The organism is Crossiella sp. S99.2 (assembly GCF_023094165.1).
Lineage (GTDB): Bacteria > Actinomycetota > Actinomycetes > Mycobacteriales > Pseudonocardiaceae > Crossiella.
The window spans coordinates 382,991-403,263 of record NZ_JALMDK010000002.1; the positions used below are offsets into that span (position 1 = coordinate 382,991).

Here is a 20,273-nt window from a genome sequence, read left to right on the forward strand (position 1 = left end):
GGGGGGAAAACGACATGGTGGTCACGCTTCCCGGAGTACAGGAATGGTCGGCGGGCGGTGACGCCTTCACCTTCCGGCCCGGCAGCCGGATCGTGGTGGACGCCGCGCACGCCGATCGCCTGCTGGCCGACGCGCGCACCCTCGCCGCCGATCTGACCGCGGCGCTGCTGGTGCCCGAGATCGGTGTGCACCAAGGGCCAGCGCAGAACGCGGTGCCCGGCGACCTGCTGCTCACCCTGGGCGGCAACGATCCCCGGCTGGGCACGGAGGGCTACGAACTCGCCGTCGGCGCGGTGCTGCGGATCAGCGCGCCGCAACCGGCCGGGGTGTACTGGGGTGGGCGGACCGCGGTGCAGCTTCTGCGCGGATCCACCAACCTGCCCGGTGGGCGGGTGCTGGACTGGCCGCGGTACCCGATGCGCGCGATGCTGATCAACAACGCCACCAAGCACTTCGGGTTGTCCTGGTGGGAGAACCAGATCCGTGATCTGTCCTACCAGAAGTTCAACGAGCTGCTGATCTACGTCGACGGCGTCGGCACCACCCGCGACGAGCTGATCAAGATCAATGAGCTGGGACAGCGGTACCACGTCACGATCGTGCCGCAGCTGAACATGCCGGGGCACATGGACCAGGTGCTGCCCGCCCGCCCGGAATTCCAGCTGCGCGAGCAGAACGGCAACCGGCGGCCCAACGCCCTCGACCTCAGCAACGACGCGGCCCGCGCCTGGGCGCTCGGGCTGATCGAGGACCACATCGGACTCTTCGACGGCCCGTGGTGGCACCTGGGCGCGGACGAATACCCGCACTGGGGCCCGATCGACGACTACCCGCAGCTGGCCGAATACGGCCGCCGCAGGCACGGCCCGCAGGCCAACGGCTGGGACACCTTCACCGGGTTCATCATGGACGCCTACGAGGTGATTCGCAGGCACGGCAAGAAGATGCGGGTCTGGAACGACATGCAGCGCACCTTCCCCAAGGTGGTCAAGCTGGACCCGGAGATCGTGGTGGAGCACTGGAACTCCACGCACACCGCCTCGGTCACGGTCAGCCAGTTCGCCGCGCGCGGGCACGGCCTGGTCAACTGCCACGACGACTTCCTCTACCACGTCGGCGGCCGCAACCCCGATGGCACGCAACGGCCCAAGTCCGATGCCCGGCGGATCTACGAAACCCTGCGGGTGGGCGATTTCCAGGGCGCCGAGGACCTGCCGGATGACCACCCCAAGCTGCTCGGCATCCGGCTCTCCCAGTTCAACGACCCGCCCATCGAGCTGCACGAGAGCAACGAGGCCACCGCGGCCGGATTGTTCGAGACCTACCGCGCCGTGGGCCAGCTGGCCTGGGGCTCGCCCCGGCCGCAGGCGCGCTGGACCGATCTGCGCGGCGCCGTCTACGGCCTGGGCCGGGCGCCCGGCTACCGGCACGTGCCCGCCCTGCCCACCGGTCCAGGGCCGGGCGTGGCCAGGGACGGCTACGAGAAGATGACCTTCTTCGCCACCAGGGTGGACGGGAAGATCGAGCACGGCTGGCAGTACACCCCCGGCAACGGGCCGTGGCGGCGGGACACCGTCGGCGGGGTCAAGGGCGGCGGGGTGGTCGGCAATCCGATCACCGTCCGGGACATCAACGGGCGGCTGCGCTACCTGGCCCGCACCCGCAACGGCACCCTGGAACACGGCCGCCAGTACAGCCCCGGCACCGGACCGTGGGAGTACGACGAACTCGGCAGCGGGCTCACCGGCTCGCCCGGCATGGTGCTGGACGCGGCCGGGCGGCTCTGCTTCCTGGCCCGGCGTAGCAACGGCGGCCTGCTCTTCGGCCGGGAACGCCTCGCGGGTTCCGGCGGGCCGTTCGAGCTGAGCGAGGTGGGCAACGCGGCGGTGGCCGGGGATGCCGCGCTCGCGCTGGACGTGCAGGGCAGGCTGGTCTTCTTCGCCAGGCGCAGCAACGGAAAACTGCTGCACGGCTGGCGGACCGCGGCCCTGGTCGGCGGGTCCTGGGACTTCGCCGAAATGGGCAGTGACGTGGCGGGCGATCCCGGCATCGCCTTGGACACCAGCGGAAAACTCTGCTTCCTGGCCCGCCGCGCGGACGGTCAGCTGCTGCACGGCTGGCAGCGCACCCCCGGCAACGGACCGTGGGAGTTCACCCAGCTCGGCTCGGCGGTCGCGGGCGATCCGGCGGTGCTGCTGGACGTGGCCGGCCGGCTCACCTACTTCGTGCGCCGGGACAACGGCACGCTGCTGCACGGCTGGCAGACCCGGCCCGGCCTCGGCCCGTGGGACCAGGCCGAGCTGAGCGGGGACCTCACCGGCGATCCGGGGGTGCACCTGGACCACATCGGCCGGTCGGTGTTCTTCGTGCGGGCCGACAACGGGCGCATCCGGCATGGTTGGCAGGGTTCACCCGGTCAGGGGCCCTGGGGTTACACCGAACTGGGCAACGACATCCTCGATCTATAACGATCAGATTTCCGAGGCAACTTTTTCCCGAGTTGTTGTTTCCCATTCATTAGTGGTGGGTAACTACTTCGGTCCTGTAGTCTGGCCTGGACTTTCTTTGGGGGAAAGCTGTGTCCAGCCATACGGTCGAGCGACCGCTCGACGACCAGACCGTCACGCTCGAAAGCGCTCCGGTGACACCCAGTAATCGCACCACTTCCAGGTGGATAGCGCCACTACTGGAGATTGTCGTCGCCTTTGTCGCTCTGACGATTTTCCTGGCCTGGAGCGGCACCATCGACGTCGATCCGCTGGACCGGCTCGGCCAGGTCAGCGGTCTGGCCGGACTCCAGTTCCGGTTCGTGCTGCTCGGCCTGGTGCTCATCGCCGTGGTGCTGCTGGCCGCGCGGATCCGCCAGGGCGCCGGAGTGGCGCTGGCCGGGCGGCTGGCCACGGCCGCCATCTCCGGCCTGGCCGGTGGACTGGTCGCGGGCGGCGTGCTGGTCGCGCTGCGCGGCACCTCCTGGGCCCTGCACGCCAACCACGGCGACTCCGGGGTGCTGATCCGCTGGGCCGAGGGCCTGCTCCGCGGCGAGTCGATGCCCAGCAACTACCCGCCGCTGTCGGTCTACGCCCTCGCCGCCTGGAGCTGGCTGACCGGCGAACCGGCCGGATTCGCCTTGCAGGACGTGCAGATCATCGGCGTCGCGCTGTTCGCGCCGCTGGCCTACCTGGCCTGGCGGCTGGTGCTGCGACCCGGCTGGGCACTGGGCATCGGCGTGGTCTCCACGCTGCCGCTGATCGACCCGCACAAGCCCTACGCCAACCTGGCGCTGGTCGTGTTCATCCCGGTGCTGGTCCGCTTCCTGCAGACGGTGCGCCGGGCCGACCAGGCGAGTTTCCGCAAGCTGCTGCTCGGTGGCGCGGCCTTCGGCGTCGGGTTCGGGCTGCTGTTCCTGCTCTACTCCGGCTGGTACGTCTGGTCCGCGCCGGGCGCGGTGCTCGCGCTGCTGCTGGTCTTCCCCTGGAAGGCGGCCCCGCGCAAGGGCGTGGCCCTGGTCGCGGTCACCACCGCGGTGTTCGCGCTGGTCAGCATCAGGCACCTGTACGGCCTGCTGCGCGGCGCGGGCAGCACCAAGGACCAGTACTTCTACTTCGACGTCTTCACCGACCCGGCCTACTTCTCCATGTGGCGCACCGACCTGCCGGGCCCGGTCGGGGTCTGGCCGCCGCTGGGCGAACTCGGCGGCGTCGGCCTGTTCACCATCGTGCTGGTCATCGGCCTCGCGGTGGCGCTGGGCCTCGGGCTGCGCCGGACCGTGGTGATCGCGGTGGTGGCCTGCCTGGCTGGCACCTGGTTGCTGCGCTTCTACTTCGCCAGCCGGATGTACGCCGAGAACGCCGTCCAGCTCTACCCGCGCACGGTGGCCGAGATCCTGTACTGCCTGCTGGTGCTCACCGGGTACGCGGTGTTCCTGGCGGTGGAGCGCTTCGGCGTGCCCCGGCCGCGGTTCGCCCGCTCCGGCAAGGTCGGGCTGCCCGCCCGGATCGGCCTGCTGGCCGCGATGCTGCTGCTGCTCGGCTCGGCCGGGTCGGCCATCGCGGACCGGCACATGCCGCGCAACGACGAGTCGGTCGGCTTCCTGGCCTGGGTGGCCCAGGTCAACCGGATGCCGGACGGCCGCTGCTCGCCGTACGTGCCTGCCGATGCCTGCGTGACCCAGTACGAGAAGCTGCGCGAGGTCAAGGTGCCGCCGCGGAAGAGGTGACTCACTCCGGTAAGAGGTAGTGCTCCTCGTCGAAGGGCAGCCCGGCACAGGAGGCGGCCAGATCACGGCCGGTCTGCTCGATCACGTCGGACAGTTCCAGCATGCCCAGCCACTCCCTGGGCAGCACCGCGGTGCCGTGCAGCGCGCCCAGGATGTTGCCGGTGATCGCCGCGGTGGAATCGCTGTCGCCGGAGTGGTTGGCGGCCAGCCGCAGCGCGTCCGGGAACTGCTCGGCGCGGCGATGAGTCAGCGCGGCGTAGACCGCGATGGCCAGCGCCTCCGGCCCCACCCAGCCCGCGCCCAGGCTCTCCACCGAATTCGCCGACGGACCACCGGCCGGCACCGGCCTGCCGAAGGCGCGGGCCTCGCGCACCCGGCGGGCCGCGGAGGAGTCGGCGGCGGCCAGCGCGGCCGCGGCGGCCAGCGCCAGGCCGGTCTCCTGGTCATCGCGCAGCGCCCGGCCGGTGGCCTGATCCACCGCATCCCCCAATGGGCGTTGACGCACCGCCACCAGGTGCACGATCAGGGCCAGCGCACCCGCGGGCGCCCAGCCCGAGGGGTGACCGTGGGTAAGCGCGGCGAACTCGCAGCCCAGCTGGTAGGCGGTCTGCGGGGTGGGCGCGAACCCGGCAGGCGCGGCACGGGCCACCCCGCCGCAGCCGCGGGAGTCGCTGGTGGTGTTGGGCAGGGTGGCCGACTGCAGCACCCGCAGGCAGGTCACCCCCGGCGCCCGGCTGGCGTACATCCGCTTGTCCGCGAGCAGGCCGCGGGCCAGCGGGGCCGGGCCGTCCAGCTGCTGGGTGGTCAGCCAGCGCCGATAGCTCTGCCACACCGTCTCGGTCGGCCCCCACACACCGCGGTGCTTGCCGCGTACCCAGGCGTGCAGGTAGCCCTCGGCGGTGAACAGGGTCAACTGGGTGTCGTCGGTGATCAGGGCCGGTCGCGGCGGGTCGGTGATGCCGGTGGGGCCGAACTCGCGGCGGATCTCCGGCCGGGCCAGGAACTCCACCGGAGCGCCGAGGGCATCGCCGACCGCGCCGCCGAGCAGGCAGCCGGCGCCCCGGTCCAGGAGCGCCGTCGGATCTGCGGGCACTTCGCCTCCGGCGTCCTCGGGTGGATGACTCTGGTGAATGTCTCTGTGGAAACACTAACGAGCGATCCCCCGTCTGGGTCGTCCGTACTACTACGGAATGCGGTACCGCTACTTACCCAGGGGATGACGAAAGGTCGTAACGTGCCCACCGTGCGGCGCGAAGACAAGGTGGCGGAGACCTGGTTGCCAGGGTCGACGATCAACCGCGTCGGGTTCCGCCTGCTCGGGCCGGTGGAACTCGTGATGGACGGGGAACCGGTGCCAGTAGGCGGCGCAGGCGTGCGCTGCCTGCTCGCGGCGCTGGTGACGGAACCGGGACAGGTGGTCAGCGCGGAACGAATCACCGAGGTGCTGTGGGCCGGACGGCCCCCGGCGACCGCGCGCACCATCGTCCAGGGCTACGTCTCCCGGCTCCGCAAACTCTTCACCGAGCTGGCGCTGCCTGTGTCCTTGGACACCCGGGCGCCCGGCTACCTGCTCCGGATGGATCCCGATCTCGTCGACGCGCACCGGGCGCGCCGGCTGGCCGCGGCCGCCCGCGACCTGCCGCCCGGCCCGCGCGCCGACCTGCTCGGCCAGGTGCTGGAGCTGTGGCGGGGCGAGCCGCTGAGCGGACTGGGCTCGCCGGTGCTGGAACGGGAGGTGCGGCCGGAGCTGACCGAGCTGCGGCTCACCGTCACCGAGGAGTACTTCGCCGCCCAGCTCGACCTCGGCAAGCACGAGGAGCTGCTGCCGCGGATCCAGCTGCTGCACGCCGACGAGCCGTTCCGGGAGCGGCTGGCCGAGTACGCGGTGCTCGCGCTCTACCGCTGCGGCCGCCGCACCGAGGCGCTGCGCACCTACGAGGACTACCGGGAACGCCTCTCCGCCAAGTTCGGCCTTGACCCGCGGCCGGAGCTGCGCGAACTCATCGACCGGGTGCGCACCGACGATCCGGCGCTGTGCTCTTGCCAGCCGGAGACCGAGGCCAGCGCGCCGCCCGCGCCCACCGAACTGCCGGTCCCCGCCGCCGGGTTCACCGGCCGGACCGCGGAACAGGCATGGCTGGACGGGTTGCTGACCAGGGCCGAACAGGCCGGTGAGTCCGCGGTCGGCGTGCTGGCCGGGGCGGGTGGCATCGGCAAGAGCGCGCTCGCGCTGACCTGGGCCCGCCGCTCCGCCGGGCACTTCGCCGACGGGGTGCTTTTCGGCGCGCTGCGCGGCTTCGACCCTGAACATCCGCCGGCCGACCCGGCCGAGCTGCTCCGGCAGTTCCTGCTGGAGCTGGGGCTGGCCGCGGACGCGGTGCCGGTGCCCTTCGACGAACGGCTGGCGCTGTACCGCTCGATGCTGGCCGGCCGGCGGGTGCTGGTGCTGCTGGACGACGCCCGCGACTCCGAACAGGTCCGCCCGCTGCTGCCGCCCGGCGGCGGCTCGCTGGCCCTGATCACCAGCAGGCGGCGGCTGGACGGCCTGGTGGTCAGCCACGGCGCCGGCATCCACACCCTGGGCACGCTGCCCCGCGCGGTCGGCGTCGCGCTGCTGGCCAGCGAGGCCCGCACGGCCGATCCGGCGGTGCTGGACGAGCTGGCCGCGCTGTGCGGGGACCTGCCGCTGGCGCTGCGGGTGGTCGCCGCCCGGCTGGCCGCGGCGGGCAACCCCGGCAAGCTGGCCGCCGAACTGCGCGATGAGCAGCACCGGCTGGCCGGACTGGAGGAGGACGGCTCCTCGGTGCGCGGCGCCTTCGACATCTCCTACCGGGACCTCGCGCCCGAACCCGCCGCGGTGTTCCGGCTGCTCGGCCTGCACCCCGGGCCCAGCCTCACCCCGGACCTGGTCGCCGCGCTGGCCGGCATCACCCCGGCCGCGGCCCGGCGGGCGCTGCGCGGGCTCACCGCCGCGCACCTGCTGGCCGAACCACGCCGGGACCGCTTCGCCCTGCACGACCTGATCCGGCTGCACGCCCGCGAACTGGCCCGCACCGAACTGGGTGAAACCACGCGGCGGGCGGCCCAGCGCAGGCTCATTCACTACTACTGGCGCTGGTGCGCGCACGCCGCGGTGAAGTTCAGTCCTTCTACCCACGGTTTTGGCCTGCCACCGGGCGGTGAGGCCGATCCCGTGCCGGACTGGAGCGCGGAGGAGGCCCTGCGCTGGTTCGAGACCGAGCGCGCCAACGCCGTCGCGGTCATCCGGCTGGCCAGGGAGGAAGACTTCCCCAGGGAGACCTGGCTGCTGGCCCGACCCGTTTCCATCTACCTGGCGGTGCGCAACCGCGTGGAGGACTGGATCAGCGTGAACGAGCTGGGCCTGGCCGCGGCCACCGCGGCGGGCGAGGGCGCCGGAGTGGCGATGATGCTCAACGGCCTCGGCGCGGCCACCCACCGGCTCGGCCGCCGGGACGAATCCCTGCGCTACTACCGGGATTCGCTGGCCGCGGCCACCCAGGCCGGGGACCGGCACGCCGCCGCCCGCGCCGCCACCAACGTGGCCGGCGCGCTGGCCTGGCTGCGCCGCGGCGCGGAGGCCGAGATCGCCGCCGCCGAGGCGATCCGGCACAACCAGGAGATCGGCGACCGGCACGCCGAGTCCGCGATCAACAACACCCTGGGCGTGCTGGCCCTGGACTCCGGCAGGCCGGAACGGGCCGAGACCTACTTCCAGCGCGCGGTGGCCATCGACGAGGAGATCGGTGACGACAACTTCCTGGCCACCGCGCTGAACAACCTGGCGCGGGCGCTGCTGGCACGCGGCGAGGTGGCGGGTGCGGCCGCGGCCAACCGGCGCGCGCTCGCGCTGGCCATCAGCCACGGCATGAACCGCACCGAGGCATTCGCCCGGCGCGGCCTCGGCGATGTCGCCAGTGCCACCGGGGACGGCCCGGCCGCGGCCGCGCAGTGGCGGCGGGCACTGGAGATCCTGGACGCCTTCGACCGCGGTGAGGCCGAGACCGTGCGGGCCCGGCTGGCCGCGCTGGAGGCCGGCCCGTGAACCAGGAATCGTTGCCGCCGTTGGAGTTCCGCGTGCTCGGGCCGGTCGAACTGGTGGTCGGCGGCACCCCGCTGCCGATGGGCAGGGCCGGCGCGCGCTGCCTGCTGGCGCTGCTCGCGCTGGAGGTCAACCAGGTCGTCGGGCACGACCGGATCCAGGCCACGCTGTGGGAGGACGAGCCGCCGCCGACCGCGCGCACCGTGGTGCACGGGCACGTCTCCCGGTTGCGCCGGGTGCTCACCGAGGCCGACCCCGGCGGTTCGGTCACCCTGATCACGCACGCCTCCGGCTACCTGCTGCGCGCCGATCCCCGGCTGGTGGACCTGCACCGGGCCCGCGCGCTGATCACCGCCGCCCGCGGCGAACCCGCCGCGCACCGGCGGGAACTGCTCAGCGAGGCGGTCCGGCTCTGGCGCGGGCCGGTGCTCTCCGACGTGCCCTCCTCCCAGGTGCTGCGCGATGTCGCGCCCGAACTGGAAGAGCTGCGGCTGGTCGCGGTGGAGGAGTGGATCCAGGCCGAACTCGACCTCGGCAGGCACGGCGAGGTCGTGGTGGAACTGCAACGCCTGGTCGCCGACCAGCCGTTCCGGGAACGGCTGGTCGGTCAGCTGGTGCTCGCGCTCTACCGCAGCGGGCGGCGGGCCGACGCGCTCGGCGCCTACCAGTCCTTCCGGGTCCGGCTGGTCGACGAGCTGGGCATCGACCCCGGCCCGACCCTGCAGGAACTGCACCGCCAGGTGCTCACCGACGAACTCGCCCCCGACCCGGCCAGCCAGCAGCGCGCGCTCGCCCCGCCCTCGGCGCTGCCCAGCGTGCCCGTGCAGCTGCCGCCCGCGCCCGCCGGATTCACCGGGCGCAACGCCGAACTGGCCTGGCTGAACCGCCTGGTCGGGATGGCCGACGGACCACGGATCGCGGTGCTCGCCGGCACCGCGGGCGTCGGCAAGAGCGCGCTCGCGCTGACCTGGGCGCAGCGGGCCGCCGCCGAGTTCCCGGACGGCCAGCTCTACGCCTCGCTGCGCGGCTTCGACCCCGAACACGCCCCGGTGGACCCGGCCGAGGTGCTGCGGCACTTCCTGGTCGCCCTCGGCGTGCGGCCGGAATCGGTGCCCGCGGAGTTCGACGAGCGGCTGGCGCTGTACCGCTCCACCATCGCCGGGCGGCGGATGCTGGTGCTGCTCGACGACGCGCACGACTCCGACCAGGTCCGCCCGCTGCTGCCGACCAGCGGCGCGTTCACCGTGGTCACCAGCAGGCGGCGGCTGGACGGGCTGGTGGTGACCAACGGGGCCAGGGTGCTGCCGCTGGACACCCTGTCCATGGCCGACACCGTGCAGCTGATCAACCGGGTGGCCGGCGAACGGCACTCCGAACACGACCAGGCCCAGGTGCGCAGACTGGCCGAACTCTGCGGCAACCTGCCGCTGGCCCTGCGCATCGCCGCCGCCCGGCTCGCGGTCAACCCCGAACGCGAGGTCGGCGACCTGGTCGAGGAACTCGCCGACGAGCACGAACGGCTGGCCGCGCTGGACGTGGAGGAGACCGACACCTCGGTGCGCGGCGCCTTCGACCTGTCCTACCGGGACCTGCCGCCCCCGCACGCCACCGTGTTCCGGCTGCTCGGCGGACATCCCGGCCGGGACGTCTCGCCCTACCTGATGGCCACCATGGCCGAGGTCGGCGTGGCCCAGGCCCGCCGGTCGCTGCGCGCGCTGGCCGCCGCGCACCTGGTGATCGAACACGAGGTCGACCGGTTCTCCATGCACGACCTGATGCGCCTGTACGCGCGGGCGCTGTTCCGCAACGAGACCGAGGACAAGGAACGCGAGAGCGCGCTGCGCGGGCTGCTCGACTACTACCTGGTCGTGGCCGACCGGGCCCGGCGGCTGATGCGGCCCATCCTGGACGACCTGCGCCCCGGCCTGACCCGGCCGCACGTGCGTCAGCCCACGCTGAACGACCGCCAGCAGGCCCTGGGCTTCTTCGACGCCGAATGGGCCAACCTGACCTCGGTGATCGTGCTCGCCGACGAATCCGGCCAGCACGAGGCAGCCTGGCAGCTGCCCACCATGCTCAACCCGTACCTGGACGCCCGCTTCCCGTGGGAGGACGCGGTCAAGGTCAACCTGATCGGCCTGGAAGCCGCCCGGCTGCTCGGCAACCGGTGGGGCGAGGTGCGCATCCACACCGCCCTCGGCATGATCCACGGGCGCCGCGGGCTGCCCGAACTGTCCCTGCACCACGACTCCACCGCGTACCGGATCGCCGAGGAGATCGGCGACCTGGCCTCGCTGGCGTTGTTGTCCAGCAACATGACCCAGTACCTCTACGAGACCGGGCGCAAGGATGAGGCGGTCGAATCCTGCCGCCGGGCCATCGAACTGAGCAGGCGGATCGGGAACTTCTTCGTGCTGCCCATCGCGCTGACCAACATGGCCGAGATCGCCATCCGGCACCAGGACCACGAACAGGCCCTGGTGCACCTGCGCGAAGCCCTGGACATCTACCGCGACTCCAACAACAACGACCGGATGGCGATCGTGCTCGGCGGCATGGGCGATGTCAGCCGCGACCTGGGCAGGCTGGACGAGGCCGAGCGGTACTACCGGGACGCGGTGGCCGCAGCCGAAGCCGCCGGATCCAAGCCCCAGGAAGCCCGGATGCTGATGGAATTCGGCGAGGTGCTCATCTCCCGCGGCGACCCCACCGGCGCCAGAGTGGTCTGGCAGCGCTCGCTGGAGCTGTACGAGGTGCTCCGGCTGCCCGAACTGGAAGTGCTGCGGGACCGGCTCGCCCAGCTCGGCTGAGTCCTTTTGTCGCCAACCTCGACAAAAGCCTGGTACACCGGCGTCTCAGACGGCACACTGGAGGCTACCCGCCAAGCCCCGCTGATCTCGTTTAGTTCGCGGTTAGGCTCCGTCAAGCGGGCCATGAAATCTTTAGTCGTGTCGGTGGTTGGTTCGCGCTGCACCACCGGCACGGCGGTACTGGGGGAGCCTTCTGGGGGAGGTTCACCGCCCACTCGTCACACCCGGCATCCGCGTCCCCGGATGCCGGGTGTGCTGTGTTTTATTGGCGTGCTCCGCACGCTGGATTTTTCGCTTCTAAGTCGCCTCGTCGTGGCCTCGCCGCACGCGAAGCAAGCTTCGGATGCGTCGAGACCACGACAAGGCAACGCGAAAAATCGGTACCCCGCCGCTGGTTAAGGGCTCGCCGTGTCGCTGCGCGCCACGCCTGTTTCGCAACAAGTGGGCGCTGGTCACCTAGGCGGTCTGGTCAGGGCTTCTCGCAAAGCTCCGCGAGCTGGGGGCGCTTTGGTTCGATGCCGTCTGCGGAGGACTTGCCGGTCAGTCTTCTGCCTAGCCATGGCACGAAGTGTTGTTTGGCCCACTTGAGGTCTGCTCGGCGGAGGGTCAGCCAGTCTGGGGGGTCGGTGGCTGGCCAGGGTTCTGACCAGTCTGCGGTTACTGGGATGCCTAGCTCTACGCAGGCTCGTAGGGCTACTCGTTCGTGGCCCTCGGGGGAGAGGTGTAGGCGGTCGTCGCTCCAGGCTCGGGGGTCTTGGAGGACGGTCATCGACCACAGGTCCACTACGTGGCAGTTGTGTTTGTCGGCGATGGCGCGTAGGTGGGCGTTGTAGGTGGCTACCTTGCCTCTTACCCGGCGCATTATCGGGACTTCTTTGGTGTCGAAGCCGGTGCAGATGACTACGTCTGTGCCGGTGGCTCGGAGGGTGGCGGTGGCCTCTTCGAACTGGGCGGCCAGGGCGTCTGGGTCGCTGCTGGGGCGCAGGATGTCGTTGCCGCCTGCACAGAACGTGACCAGGTCCGGACTGAGGTCTATCGCGGCGGGCAGTTGTTCGTCGATGATCTGGCCGAGCAGTTTGCCCCGGATCGCGAGGTTCGCGTAGCGGAGCTGGGGGCGGGCGCGGGCCAGGTGCGCGGCCAAACGGTCTGCCCAGCCACGGAAACTGCCGTCGGGCCATGGGTCGTCCATACCCTCGGTGAAGCTGTCGCCCAAGGCGACGTAGGACCCCCAGAGGCGCGGTGCGGCCTCCCCTTCTCGCGGCGTGTGCATCCTGGCAGCATGACAAGCCGAAGCCGACCTACGCTACCGTCAGTTACGGTAGCGTCAGTTACCGATCGGTAACATACCCGGTTTTGTGGGTGGTCGGGCTGAAGGGATGAACCTGGCGGGGCGGGGTCTGGTGAGACTTCGGCGCATGCGTCAGGTTGTGGTTGGGGCGTTGGCGGTTCTTGGGGTGCTCACGGCGGTTCCGGCCGCGCAGGCGGCGCCGGGCGATCCGTGGCAGCGGGTCGGGGCGGACATTCTGTCCGGGGTCAGTGGGGCGGTGGTCGTTGACCGCGAGGACGGCCGGATTGACTCGTTGATCGTGCGGGACAACAAGAAACCGGGGCAGAACCGGATCGCCAGGGTGCGGCAGAGCGCGGGCAAGACGCCCAAGGTGGAGCCGCTGGAGTGGCGGGGCGAACTGCCCGTTGACCTGGAATCGATCGAACCCGTGCCGGGTCGGCGTGGCGAGTTCCTGGTGCTGGGTAGTGCGGGCAAGGGCTTTCAGATCCGGGTCAGCGGCGGTGAAGCCGTTGTGCTGCGGACTTTCCAGGTGCCCACGGGGCTGGCCGGGGATGACTACGAGAGCTTCCAGCTGGCCTCGGTTGGTGGGCGGACCGTTGCGCTGTGGGCTGATCGTGGGCAGGACAGCCGGCCCGGCACGCTGTACGCGGCCGAGTTCGATCTGGACAAGCTGACCTTCGGGCCCAAGCGCAGTGCCGAGATCCGGGTGCCCTACCCGAAGGCGAAGGTGCGGCACGTGTCCGACCTGGTGGTCCTGGCCAACGGGGAGCTGCTCATCTCCTCGGCGTCCGACCCGGGGGACGACGGGCCGTTCGACTCCGCGTTGTACTCGGCGGGGCGGGTTTCCGTTGGGGACAACGGGGTCCGGCTGGAGGTGGCCAAGCAGCCTCGGGGGCTGGGCGCCTATGCGGGGCACAAGATCGAGGCGGTGACCTGTGTGAGTAGCTCGTGCGCCGAGCTGTTGCTGGGCACCGACGATGAGAACGCCGGCGGCTACCTCAGGGTTGTCCGGCGTTGATGGGAACCGGGTGGTCCCGGCCAGGGCAGGACGGGACCACCCGGGGTCACACGGCGGCCGGTTCCCCGGCGTCGCCGTCGGCGATTGGAGCGCTCTCATCCGTGGCTGGGGCCAAAAAGGACTCGCGTAAGCGGATTTCCGCGGCACGGTCGGCGCCCAGCGCGTCCAGGCCGGCCAGTGCCGCGCCGACCACTGGGATCACCTCGACCACGCTGACCGTGGCCAGCGGGGCCACCGCCTTGCAGCGGCGGGCCACCTCGTCGATCACGGTGGCGCCCACGCCGGTGAGCACCCCGCCGCCGAGCACCACGTCCACCGGTTCCCCGGTCAGGCCAAGGCTTTGCAGGCTCACCGTGGCCAGCAGGCTGACCTCCTCGGCGAGGCGGTCCACCACCTCGGCGGCCACCGCGTCACCGGCGGCGGCCACCCGGAACAGCAGCGGGCACAGCTCGTGCAGCACGTCCTCGGAGAGTTCGCCGAAGTGCAGCCGCTCGATCAGCTCCAGCATGCTGCCGACCGCGAAGTGCTGTAGCACCGCGGGCAGCAGTTCAGTCGGCTTGCCCCGGCCGTCCTCGGCCCGGACCGCCAGCCACAACGCCTCGCTGCCCAGGTGCGCGCCGCCGCCCCAGTCGCCGGAGATGCGGCCCAGCGCCGGGAAGCGGTGCACCCGGCCGTCCGGGGCCACCCCGACGCCGTTGATGCCAGCGCCGCAGACCACCGCCACGCCCGCGCCGGTGGGGCTGCCCGCGCGCAGCAGCGCGAAGGTGTCGTTGGCCACCATGGTGGTGGCCGACCAGCCCCGTGCGGTGATCGCCTCCTGCAGGAACTGCTCTTCCTTGGGCAGGTCGGCGCCTGCCAGGTAGGCCGAGGTGTGCGCGGCGAAGGGCGCCTCACCGCGGTAGCCCGCCTGCCGGGCGGCCTCCACGATCAGCCGCTCGAAGGTGTCCAGACCGCGTTGCATGCCCACGGTCTGCGGCGGTGAGCCCGGCCCGCGGACCCGGGACAGCACCTGGCCGTCCCGGGTCACCAGCATCACGTCGGTCTTGCTGTTGCCACCGTCGATGGCCAGGACGAGATCACTGATCTCGGGTCTGTCGCTCATGCCTTCGCCCACGGCAGCAGGTCGGCGTTCTCCGCGACGAGCTGGTCGGCCAGCTTCTCCGCGATGCTCCACTGCCCGATCAGCGGGTGCGCCAGCAGCGCGTTGGCCACCCGGTCCCGGCCACCGTGCAGCGCGGCCTCCAGGGCCAGGTACTCGTAGCCGGTGACGTGGCTGATCAGGCCGGCGAAGGCCGGTTCCACCGGGGCCACCGGCAGCGGGACCGCCCCGTTGGTGTCCACAATGGACGGAACCTCGATCACCGCGTCGTCGGGCAGGAACGGCAGTGTGCCGTTGTTCTGCACGTTGACCACGTGCTCCGCGCCCTGCTCGCCGCCGGTGAGGGCGTGCACGAGCTGGACGGCGGCCTCGGAGTAGTAGGCGCCGCCGCGCTGGGAGAGCGCCTCGGGCTTGGTGACCACGGCCGGATCGGCGTAGACACCCATGAGTTCCTTCTCCACCAGGCTCACCACCTCCGCCCGCGGCGGTTCGGTGCGCTGGGTCGCCACCACCTCGTCGTGGCTGTAGAAGTACTTCAGGTAGTACGAGGGCACCACGCCCAGCCTGCGCATCAGCTCGGCCGGCAGCCCGATGTGCCCGGCCAGGTCATCGCCGAACTCCGAGAGCAGCCGGGGCAGCACGTCCACGCCGTCCACCAGCACCTCGCGTTCCCAGGTCAGGTGGTTGAGGCCGACGTGGCCCAGCCGCACCTGCTCCGGGGCCGCGCCGAGCAGCTTGCCGACGTAGCGCTGGAAGCCGATGGCCACGTTGCACAGGCCCACCGCCCGGAAACCGGCCTGCACCAGTGCTCTGGTGACGATGCCGACCGGGTTGGTGAAGTTGACGATCCAGGTGTCCGGACCGGTCACCTTCCGCACCCGCTCGGCGATGTCGAGCACCACCGGCACCGTGCGCAACGCCTTGGCCAGCCCACCGGCGCCGGTGGTCTCCTGACCGACGCAGCCGCATTCCAGCGGGAAGGTCTCATCCGAGCGGCGGGCTTCCTGCCCGCCGACGCGCAGCTGCAGCAGCACCGCCGCCGCGCCCTCGGCCCCGGACTCCAGGTCCGTGGTGGTGCGGACCCGGGCCGGGTGACCCGCGTGGTCGAGCAACCGCTGGCTGAACTCGCCGATGACCGAGAGCCGGTGCTCGTCCGGGTCGACCAGCACGATCTCGTCCACCGCCAGGCTCGTTCTGCGCCCGGCGATGCCGTCGATCAGCTCAGGGGTGTAGGTGGAGCCGCCTCCGACGACGGTGAGCTTCATCGTTAACCCTTAACTCCGGTGAAGGTGATCCCTCGGACGAAGGACTTCTGCGCGAACAGGAACAACACGATGGCCGGGATCATGATCATCGCGGTGGCGGCCATCATCAGGTTCCACTCCACGGCGTGCTGGCCCCGGAACGAGGCGAGCGAGAGGGACAACGGCCAGTTGTCCTTGTTCTCGCCGGTGTAGATCAGCGGGCCGAAGAAGTCGTTCCAGGTGTAGAGGAAGCAGAACAGCCCGGTGGCCGCGATGCCCGGCCGGGACATGGGGATGAGCACCCGCCACACCGCGGTGAACTCGTTGCAGCCGTCGATCTTGGCCGCGTCGATGTAGTCCTGCGGGATGGTCAGGAAGAACTGGCGCAGCAGGAACACGCTGAAGGCGTCGAAGAGGAAGTACGGCACGATCAGCGGCCACAGCGTGCCGGTCAGCCCGGCCTTGACCCACATGTCGTACAGCGGCACCGCCACCACCTGCGGCGGCAGCATCATCGCGGCGACCACCAGCAGGAAGACCGCGTTGCGGCCCTTCCACTTCAGCCGGGCCAGCGCGTAGGCGGCCGGGATCGCCGAGATCAGCATGCCCGCGGTGGCCAGCAGCGAGTACATCAGGCTGTTGACCGTGTACTGCAGCAGCGGCACCTTGTCGAAGACCCGGAAGAAGTTCTCGAAATGCCAGGACTCCGGCCACAGGCTGGAGGACAGCGCCTGGCTGTCCGACATCACCGCGGTCAGGAAGACGAACAGGATCGGCATCGAGAAGGCCAGCGCCAGCGCCAATCCGATGCTGTGCGTGGCGATCCAGTACAGCGTTTTCTGCCAGGACCCGGTGGGGTTCTTCTTGACTGGCCTGCGTCCCCGGCGTGGCGCGGGCCGCGTGGCGGTCGCGGTGGTCATGAGCCCTCCTCGACGTGCGAGGCTCGACGCATCTGCCGCACCAGCAGTGCGGTGAAGATGAAGGAGACGATGAACAACAGGACCGCCATGGCCGCCGCGTAACCCATGTTGAAGTAGCGGAAGCCCTGGACGTAGAGCCAGACCGGGAAGGTCAGGGTGGAGTTCTGCGGGAAGCCGATGTCCTTGGCGTTGCCCGCGACCTCGGCCGAACCGGAGGCCACCGAACCGGCCACCACGGCCTGGGTGAAGAACTGCAGCGCGAAGATCACCGAGTTGACGATGCTGAACATCAGCACCGGCGAGATCGTCGGCAGCGTGATGTGGATGAACTTGCGCACCGGCCCGGCGCCGTCGATCTCGGCCGCCTCGTACTGCTCCTGCGGCACGTCCAGCAGTGCGGCCAGCAGGATGATCATCAGCTCGCCGGAGCCCCACAGGGCCAGGATGGTCAGCGCGGGCTTGGCCATCTCCGGGTCGGAGAACCACAGTCCGCCGTCGATGCCCAGGAACCGCAGGAACTTGTTGACCGGCCCGAATTCCGGGTTGAACAGGAAGGCGAAGGTGATCGTGGCCGCCACCGGCGGGGCCAGCGAGGGCAGGTAGCAGAGCGTCCGGACCAGGCCGACCCCGCTCTTGAGCCGCGAGATCACCATGGCCACGCCGAGGGCGAACAACACCCGGCAGGTGGTCAGCACGACCACCAGCCACGCCGTGTTGTACATCGCGGTGAGCACCAGCGGCTCGCTGGTGAACATCCGGATGTAGTTGCCGAAGCCCAGCCACTCCGGTGCGTTGATCAGGTCGTAGCTGGTGAAGGAGAAGTAGATGGTGGCGATCAGCGGGTAGCCGAAGAACACCGCGAACCCGATGATCGCCGGGGCCATGAAGCCCAGGACGGTCAGGAAGTTCCGGCGCCGCCGCGCGACCCGCCCCTGGCTGGGGGCAGGTCGCGCGGCGCTCGCGCGCTCAAGCGTGGCGGTCATGGAACTACTTACCGGCCTTCTGCGCCAGGGCGTCGTCCACCTGGGCGTCGACCTTCTTCAGCTCACCGGGCAGATCGGTGACCTTGCCGGCCTGCCACTTCTCCGCGAAGTCGTTGACCGCCTTGAGGTGCGCGTCGCCGATCGGGGTGGCCGGGTTGGACCACAGCTTGCCGGAGCCGAAGATGTCGATGAAGGTCTTGAACTGCGGGGTCATCTCCAGCTTCGGGTCCTTCATGGATGCCTCGGTGGTGGGGATGTTCTTGATCGCGTTGGACAGCTGCACCAGGGTGTCGGTGTCCAGCGACATCTGCTTGACCAGCTCCCAGGAGGCGCCCGGGTTCTTCACGCCCTTGGGGATGCCGATGATGGTGCCGGTGGCGAACCCGCCGCCGTACAGCTCCGGCTTGCTCGGCGAGACCGGCGCGGGCGCGGTGCCGTAGCTGATCTCCTTGGCCTCGTTGGCCAGGAACGCGGTGCGGTACTCACCGTCGATCATCATGGCCAGCTTGCCCTTCTGGAAGGCGTGGTCGGCCGAGTACTCCTGGCCGAGCCCTGCCCGGAACTTCTCGATCTTGTCGTAGCCGTAGAAGTCGACCAGCTTCTTCTGGAACTCGAACAGTTCCTTCCACTCCGGGCTGCTGGCCAGGTTGGACTTGCCGTCCGTGCCCAGGTAGCGGGCGCCGAACATCGGCGTCCAGTTCTGCGCCTGGTTGCGGTAGTGCGGGATCAGCGGCATGAAGCCGGCGACCTTGATCGAGCCGTCCGGGTTGAACTCGGTCAGCTTCTTGGTCGCTTCCAGCAGCGCGTCGGTGGTCTTGGGCGGCTCGGTGATGCCCGCCTTGGCGAACATGTCCTTGTTGAAGTAGAAGCCGTAGATGTCGGTGAGCATCGGCATCGAGCACCGGTTGCCCTTGTACTCGGTGTAGTCCCGGACGGCCTTCGGGATGACGTTGAGGTCGGCCTTGTCCCGGTCGATGTAGGGCTGCAGGTTCTGGAAGCTGCCCGAGGAGCAGAACTGGCCCAGGTTGTCGGTGAAGAAGGAGATCGCCACGTCCGGCGGGTTGCCGCCGCGGATCGCGCCGGTGATCTTCTCGTCGTCCTGGGTGCCCTCGTGCTTGACCTCGAAGTTGGGGAACCGGGTCTTGATCCGGTTCAGCGCCTCGGTGACCGCCTTGTACTCGCGGCCCTCGAAGTTGCTGTAGACGGTGAGCGAGAGCTTGTCGTCCTTGCCGGGCGCCGCGCCGGGCGCGCCCTGGGTGCCGCCTCCGCCGGAACAGGCCGAGACGAGCAGCGCGGCTGCCGCGGCCGTGGCGCTGAGCAGGACCGCGCGAGAGGTCTTGCGCATGCGAACTCCTGGATTTTTCAGTGTGCGGTCGGGGAAATGTGTCGAGCGCGCAGCGGAGGCCGTCGGGGGCCCGGAGCTGCACCGGCGGGCTTTTTCAGCCCGCGAAACGGATCGGCTGTGGCGGCGACGAGTCCGAATACCTCTTCCCGCGCCAGGGCGAGCGCCGCGTGCAGTGCGCCGGAGCGCACCGGTTTCCCGGTGACCAGCGAGGTGCGCACCGGAGTTCGTGGGGTGACCAGTTGATGCAGTTCGGTGGCGACCATGGCGCTGAACGCCTCGCCGCCTGCCTGCGCCGTCTCGCCGGCCAGCAGCACCAGCTGCGGGTCGACCACGCTCACCACCCCGGCCACCCCGGTGGCGATGCGGCGGGCCAGGTCGAGCAGGAACGCCTGGCCGTCCGGGCCCGCGTCCACCGCCTTGCGCAGCGCGATCGCGCCGCTGCGGGCGCTGAAACCGTGTGCCCTGGCCAGTTTGACCACCGAGCCGGTGGCCAGCAGGTCGCCGAGCCGGATGCCGCCGCGGTCCACGCCGGTGTCCGCGGCGGCCCGGTCCGGCACCCGCATGGAGTCGATCTCGCCGGCGCCACCGGTGGCCCCGCGCAGCAGGCGCCGGTTGATCACCACCGCGGAGCCGAGTCCGGCGCTGATCCAGATCAGCACGAAGTCCTGCACGTCCCCGGCCCGGCCGGAGGTCATCTCCTCCAGCGCGACCAGGTTCACGTCGTTCTCCACCGTCACCGGCACCGCGAGCAGCTCGGTGAGCGTGCCCGGCACGTCGAAGCCCTCCCAGGTGCGCAGGTGCGGGGCGAAACCGAGGTGCCCGGTGACCGGGTTGACCCCGCCGGGCGCGCCGATGACCACCTGGCACAGCGCGCTGGGGTCCACCCCGGCCCGGTTCGCCGCGGCGGCCAGCGCGCGCTGGAAGGAGGTCAGCACCGCCTCGTGGCCGCCGCGTGGCAGCGCGGTGTGGTGCTCGGCCAGCAGCTGGCCGGTGATGTCGGCGATGGCGATGTCCACCCCGCGCGGGGTGAGGTCCACCGCGGCCACGCTGGCCAGCGTGCCGTTGACGGTCCACAGCTGGGCCCTTGGCCCCCGGCCACCGCCGCGGAGCCCGGCGCGCACCACGGCGCCCTCGGTCTCCAGTCTCGTCAGCAGTGCCGCGGTAGCCGGTTTCGACAGCCCGATCTGGGCTTCCAGCTCGGACCGGGTGAGGGCGCCGTGCCGCAGCAACGCGTCAATGGCCGCGCGATCGTTGATCTCGCGCAGCAGTCGCGGGCTACCGGCTCGCATG

Annotated in this window: 13 protein-coding genes; 5 read left to right on the plus strand and 8 right to left on the minus strand. The window is 70.6% G+C overall.

Translation table 11 applies throughout. From position 1 onward, the window contains the following. Positions 1-14 precede the first annotated feature (14 nt). Both MZC64_RS08340 and MZC64_RS08345 read left to right on the plus strand, forming a co-directional pair. Entirely contained in the window at positions 15-2,468 is a 2,454-nt protein-coding gene (locus MZC64_RS08340; RefSeq protein ID WP_247761430.1) for a family 20 glycosylhydrolase, read from the plus strand. Between the two features lie 173 nt (positions 2,469-2,641). Continuing rightward, positions 2,642-4,216, plus strand: coding sequence for a hypothetical protein (locus MZC64_RS08345; protein WP_247761432.1), 1,575 nt, complete (start codon positions 2,642-2,644; stop codon positions 4,214-4,216). A 1-nt stretch (position 4,217) separates the two neighbouring features. On the opposite strand, the gene MZC64_RS08350 is transcribed toward MZC64_RS08345, so the two are convergent. Beyond that, complete coding sequence (locus tag MZC64_RS08350) at positions 4,218-5,309, minus strand: ADP-ribosylglycohydrolase family protein (RefSeq protein ID WP_247761434.1); 1,092 nt, start codon at positions 5,307-5,309, stop codon at positions 4,218-4,220. A 150-nt stretch (positions 5,310-5,459) separates the two neighbouring features. Here MZC64_RS08350 and MZC64_RS08355 point away from each other — a divergent pair, with 150 nt between their 5' ends. Together MZC64_RS08355 and MZC64_RS08360 are read left to right on the plus strand one after the other, a co-directional pair. Next, a complete protein-coding gene (locus MZC64_RS08355) occupies positions 5,460-8,279 on the plus strand; it encodes a BTAD domain-containing putative transcriptional regulator (RefSeq protein WP_247761436.1) in 2,820 nt (939 codons plus the stop codon). Beyond that, positions 8,276-11,086 (plus strand): BTAD domain-containing putative transcriptional regulator, encoded by a 2,811-nt coding sequence (locus tag MZC64_RS08360; protein WP_247761438.1) that lies wholly within the window; start codon positions 8,276-8,278, stop codon positions 11,084-11,086. Before MZC64_RS08355 ends, MZC64_RS08360 begins: the two co-directional genes overlap by 4 nt. Before the next feature lie 469 nt (positions 11,087-11,555). Here MZC64_RS08360 and MZC64_RS08365 read toward each other — a convergent pair whose 3' ends face one another. Then, positions 11,556-12,356 (minus strand): SGNH/GDSL hydrolase family protein, encoded by an 801-nt coding sequence (locus MZC64_RS08365; RefSeq protein ID WP_247761440.1) that lies wholly within the window; start codon positions 12,354-12,356, stop codon positions 11,556-11,558. 145 nt (positions 12,357-12,501) lie between these two features. Between MZC64_RS08365 and MZC64_RS08370 the strand changes: the two genes are divergently transcribed. Then, positions 12,502-13,392, plus strand: coding sequence for a hypothetical protein (locus MZC64_RS08370; RefSeq protein WP_247761442.1), 891 nt, complete (start codon positions 12,502-12,504; stop codon positions 13,390-13,392). A 46-nt stretch (positions 13,393-13,438) separates the two neighbouring features. Here the strand turns inward: MZC64_RS08370 and MZC64_RS08375 are convergent, their stop codons facing one another. Genes MZC64_RS08375 through MZC64_RS08400 form a run of 6 tightly spaced genes read right to left on the minus strand, consistent with a single transcriptional unit; the run spans position 13,439 to position 20,272 of the window. Next, complete coding sequence (locus tag MZC64_RS08375) at positions 13,439-14,494, minus strand: N-acetylglucosamine kinase (RefSeq protein ID WP_247761444.1); 1,056 nt, start codon at positions 14,492-14,494, stop codon at positions 13,439-13,441. Then, positions 14,491-15,756, minus strand: coding sequence for a 6-phospho-beta-glucosidase (locus MZC64_RS08380; protein ID WP_247761446.1), 1,266 nt, complete (start codon positions 15,754-15,756; stop codon positions 14,491-14,493). The genes MZC64_RS08375 and MZC64_RS08380 overlap by 4 nt, the downstream gene beginning before the upstream one ends. A 2-nt stretch (positions 15,757-15,758) precedes the next feature. Next, on the minus strand, positions 15,759-16,655 hold the full coding sequence (locus tag MZC64_RS08385) for a carbohydrate ABC transporter permease (protein WP_247761448.1): 897 nt from the start codon (positions 16,653-16,655) through the stop codon (positions 15,759-15,761). Further along, positions 16,652-17,638, minus strand: coding sequence for a carbohydrate ABC transporter permease (locus MZC64_RS08390; protein WP_247761450.1), 987 nt, complete (start codon positions 17,636-17,638; stop codon positions 16,652-16,654). The genes MZC64_RS08385 and MZC64_RS08390 overlap by 4 nt, the downstream gene beginning before the upstream one ends. Positions 17,639-17,642: 4 nt before the next feature. Then, the gene (locus MZC64_RS08395) at positions 17,643-18,983 is read right to left on the minus strand and encodes an extracellular solute-binding protein (RefSeq protein WP_247761451.1); all 1,341 of its coding nucleotides are present in this window, start codon (positions 18,981-18,983) and stop codon (positions 17,643-17,645) included. A 17-nt stretch (positions 18,984-19,000) separates the two neighbouring features. After that, entirely contained in the window at positions 19,001-20,272 is a 1,272-nt protein-coding gene (locus MZC64_RS08400; RefSeq protein ID WP_247761453.1) for an ROK family transcriptional regulator, read from the minus strand. Between the last annotated feature and the right edge of the window lies 1 nt (position 20,273).

Coding starts and splice junctions, on each gene's coding strand:
- MZC64_RS08340 (WP_247761430.1), top strand. CDS start 15: ATGGTGGTCACGCTTCCCGGAGTACAGGAATGGTCGGCGGGCGGTGAC.
- MZC64_RS08365 (WP_247761440.1), bottom strand. CDS start 12,356: ATGCACACGCCGCGAGAAGGGGAGGCCGCACCGCGCCTCTGGGGGTCC.
- MZC64_RS08370 (WP_247761442.1), top strand. CDS start 12,502: ATGCGTCAGGTTGTGGTTGGGGCGTTGGCGGTTCTTGGGGTGCTCACG.
- MZC64_RS08375 (WP_247761444.1), bottom strand. CDS start 14,494: ATGAGCGACAGACCCGAGATCAGTGATCTCGTCCTGGCCATCGACGGT.
- MZC64_RS08380 (WP_247761446.1), bottom strand. CDS start 15,756: ATGAAGCTCACCGTCGTCGGAGGCGGCTCCACCTACACCCCTGAGCTG.
- MZC64_RS08385 (WP_247761448.1), bottom strand. CDS start 16,655: ATGACCACCGCGACCGCCACGCGGCCCGCGCCACGCCGGGGACGCAGG.
- MZC64_RS08390 (WP_247761450.1), bottom strand. CDS start 17,638: ATGACCGCCACGCTTGAGCGCGCGAGCGCCGCGCGACCTGCCCCCAGC.
- MZC64_RS08395 (WP_247761451.1), bottom strand. CDS start 18,983: ATGCGCAAGACCTCTCGCGCGGTCCTGCTCAGCGCCACGGCCGCGGCA.
- MZC64_RS08400 (WP_247761453.1), bottom strand. CDS start 20,272: ATGCGAGCCGGTAGCCCGCGACTGCTGCGCGAGATCAACGATCGCGCG.